The sequence below is a fragment of the Martelella sp. genome, from assembly GCF_984369615.1.
Map to the genome: position 1 here is coordinate 1 of NZ_CFHTCS010000377.1, position 4024 is coordinate 4024.

General features: G+C 63.8%; 2 protein-coding genes. Both read right to left on the reverse strand.

Annotated features, from left to right (window positions below):
- The coding region (gene nirB, locus AC5DC2_RS20540) for a nitrite reductase large subunit NirB (RefSeq protein ID WP_491699828.1) at positions 1–2203 on the reverse strand (2203 nt) is incomplete at its 3' end.
- A 5-nt stretch (positions 2204–2208) separates the two neighbouring features.
- The gene (locus AC5DC2_RS20545) at positions 2209–3975 is read right to left on the reverse strand and encodes an ABC transporter ATP-binding protein (RefSeq protein WP_491699829.1); all 1767 of its coding nucleotides are present in this window, start codon (positions 3973–3975) and stop codon (positions 2209–2211) included.
- Positions 3976–4024 lie beyond the last annotated feature (49 nt).

The following is a 4024-nucleotide window of genomic DNA, read 5'->3' on the forward strand; positions in this document are numbered from 1 at the left end:
TGAGCGCCACGATATGCTCCAGCGCCTCGTCCTCGGTCTTCACCATGCCGAGCACTTCCGTGCCGCGAATTTCGAGCCCGGCGGCGCCGGCGAAATGAATTTCAAAGCCGCTATCGACGCAGATGACGCCGATATCCTTGCAGGTTGCCTCCGCGCAGTTGCGCGGACAGCCGGAAACCGCAAGCTTCAGCTTGGCCGGCGTCCACGAGCCCCACATGAACTTTTCGAGCCGAATGCCGAGGCCGGTCGAATCCTGCGTGCCGAAGCGGCACCAGTCACTGCCGACGCAGGTCTTCACCGTGCGCAGGCCCTTGGCATAGGCCTGGCCGGAAACGAAGCCCGCCTTGCCGAGATCGGCCCAGACCGCCGGCAGGTCCTCCTTCTTCACCCCCAGCATGTCGATGCGCTGGCCGCCGGTGCATTTGACGGTCGGGATCTTGTATTTGTCGACGACATCGGCGATCGCGCGCAGCTCCTTCGATGAGGTCACCCCGCCCCACATGCGCGGCACGACCGAATAGGTGCCGTCCTTCTGGATATTGGCGTGGACGCGCTCGTTGATGAAGCGCGACTGATAGTCATCGGCATATTCGCCGGGCCAGTCGCAGACGAGATAGTAATTGAGCGCCGGCCGGCACTTGGCACAGCCGCAGGAGGTTTTCCATTCGAGCTCCTGCATCACGGCGGGAATGGTCTTCAGCCCCTTGGCGCGGATCAGGCGGCGGACATCGTCATGGCCGAGATCGGTGCAGCCGCAGACCGGCTGGACGGCGGCGGGGTTATAGGCATCGCCCAGCGTCAGCGCCATCAGCTGTTCGACGAGCCCGGTGCAGGTGCCGCACGACGCGGAGGCCTTGGTGTGGGCGCGGACATCGTCGAGCGAGGTCAGGCCCTTGTCCTTGATCGCGGTGACGATCTTGCCCTTGCAGATGCCGTTGCAGCCGCAGATTTCCGCGTCATCGGGAAGCGCCGCGACGGCGGCAGTCGGATCGGCAGCGGCGCCGCCCTGATAGGCCTGACCGTAGATCAGCGTCTCGCGCATTTCGGAAACGTCGGTTCCGCGCTTCAGCATGTCGAAATACCAGGCGCCATCGGCGGTGTCGCCGTAGAGCACGGCGCCGATCACGCGGTTATCCTGCAGGATCACGCGCTTGTAAACGCCGCGCGTGGCATCGCGCAACACCACCTCCTCGCGGTCCGGCCCCTCGGCGAAATCGCCGGCCGAAAACAACTTGATGCCGGTAACCTTCAGCTTGGTGTTGACATGCGAGCCCTTGTATTCGGCCGAGCCACCGGCAAGCCGATCCGCCAGCACGCCGGCGCTCTCATAAAGCGGTGCGACGAGGCCGTAGCAGGTACCGCGATGTTCGGCGCATTCGCCGAGCGCGAAGATGGCGGGATCGGAGGTCGCCATGCCGTCATTGACGACGATGCCGCGATTGACCTCAAGCCCCGCATCCTTGCCAAGCCCCGCCGCCGGGCGGATGCCGACCGCCATCACCACCATATCGGCGGAGATGATGCGGCCGTCCTCCAGCTCGACGCCTTCGACCTTGTCCGCACCAAGAATGCGTTTCGTATTGGCCTTGGTGATGATCTCGATGCCGCGTTCGTCCAGCGCCTTTTCCAGAAGATAGGCCGCTGCCGGATCGAGCTGCCGCTCCATGATCGTGTCCATCAGGTGCAGCACGGTGACGCTCATGCCGCGCTGCTTCAGCCCGTAGGCCGCTTCAAGACCGAGAAGCCCGCCGCCGATGACCACCGCATGGCCCTGCCCCTCGGCAATCTTCAGCATCCGGTCCACGTCATCGAGATCGCGATAGGCGAGCACGCCCGGCAGATCGTGGCCGGGCACCGGGATGATGAAGGGCGAGGAGCCGGTGGCGATCACCAGCCGGTCATAGGAGGCCGTCACGCCGTTTTCGGCGGTCACGGTCTTCGCCTCGCGGTCGATCTTCGACACCTTCGCGCCGCGATGTAGCGTCACGCCATGGGCTTCATACCAGTCATCGCCATGGATGATGATGTCTTCATAGGTCTTTTCACCGGAGAGCACCGGCGACAGCATGATGCGGTCGTAGTTCACCCGCGGTTCGGCGTTGAAAATGGTGACGTCATAGAGGCCGGGGGCGCGCTCGAACAGGTCTTCGAGCATGCGGCCGGGGGCCATGCCGTTTCCGATGATGACGAGTTTCTGGGCCATGATCTTTACTCCGCTGCGACGCGTTTGTTGCAGGTCTGCCGGCTGATGCGCTGGTCGCGCTTCTGCCTGATGGCGGCGAGCTGTTCCTCGGCGGGCGAGGCGCCGCCCTCATAGGCTTCGAGAAATTCCAGCAGTTCTTCGCGGTAGGCGTAATAATCCGGGTGGTCGAGCAGTGCTTTCCGAGAGCGCGGGCGCGGCAGGTCGACCTCCATGATATTGCCGATGCGGGCATTCGGCCCGTTCGACATCATCACCACCCGGTCGGCCAGGAGAATGGCCTCATCCACATCGTGGGTCACGCAGATGGCGGTCACCTTGGTGCGTGACCAGACTTCCATCAGCACCTCCTGCAACTCCCAGCGGGTCAGGCTGTCGAGCATGCCGAAGGGTTCGTCCAGCAGCAAAAGCTTCGGCGACAGCGCGAAGGCGCGGGCGATGCCGACGCGCTGGCGCATGCCGTTCGACATATCGGCCGCCGCACGGTTCATGGCATCGCCAAGACCGACCCGCTCGAGATAGTATTCGACAACATCCCGGCGCTCGGCGGGACTTGCCTTCGGATAGACCCGGTCAACGCCGAGGGCGACATTCTCGCGGGCCGTCAACCAAGGCATCAGCGAGGGGGCCTGAAACACCACGGCGCGATCCGGCCCGGCGCCGGAAATCTCGCGCCCATCGAGAATGATGCCCCCGGCATTGATCGGGTTCAGCCCCGCCGCCATGGAAAGCACTGTCGATTTCCCGCAGCCGGAATGACCGATCACGGAAATGAACTCGCCCTTCTTCATCTTCAGGTCGAAGCCGTCGACGACGGTCAGCGGGCCCTTCGGCGTCGGATAGATCTTGGTGACGTTGGAAAATTCGACATAGCCGCTCTCGATGGCCGACTGCGCCTTTTCGCGATAGGCGGCGGGCAGCGGCTTCGAGGTCGATTTGAGCGAAATCGGAACGACATTGGGTAGCGTTTCCACCCGCGCCGTCTCCGGCTTGGCGCTAACGCCGACATCCATCAGATATTCGGTGACAGCCGAGCGAAGCCGGATGAAATCCAGGTCGGAATTCATTGCCGCGCGCTCGCGGGGCCGGGCGATATTGACATTGAAGGACGGGCCGAAAGTGGCGTTGGGGCCGGGCGTCAGCGGCACGATCCGGTCCGCCAGAAGAATGGCCTCGTCGACATCATTGGTGACGAGGATGATGGTCTTCTTCTCTTTCTGCGAGATATCGGCAAGCTCGTCCTGCAGCTTGGCGCGGGTCAGCGCATCGAGCGCCGACAGCGGCTCGTCGAGCAGCAGCACGTCCGGCTGCATGGCGAGCGCGCGGGCAACCGAGACGCGCTGGCGCATCCCGCCGGACAGTTCCGACGGCTTGCGGTCGCGGGCGTGTTTCAGGCCCACCATCGCCACATACCAGTCGACGAGAGCGGCCCTCTCCTTCGCCGTTTTCTGCTGATGCACGGCGTCGACGGCGAGCCGCACATTGGCCTCCACCGAAAGCCAGGGCATCAGCGCATAGTTCTGGAACACGATGCCGCGTCTGGGCGACGGGCCTTCCACCGGCGCGCCGCGAAACAGGATTTCGCCGCTGTCCGGCTTTTCAAGTCCGGCGAACATCGACATCAGCGTCGTCTTGCCCGCCCCGGAAAAGCCGAGGATCGCGATGAATTCGCCCTCTGCGACATCGAGCGAGATGTCGGCGAGGACCGGGTTGCGTTTGACGCCTTCGCCAAAGCCCTTTTCGACGCCCTTGAGCTGAAGAATGGTCGACATCATGCCCTCCTTACCGGTTCGCCGAATAGGTGAAGGCGGTCTGCAGCGCGAA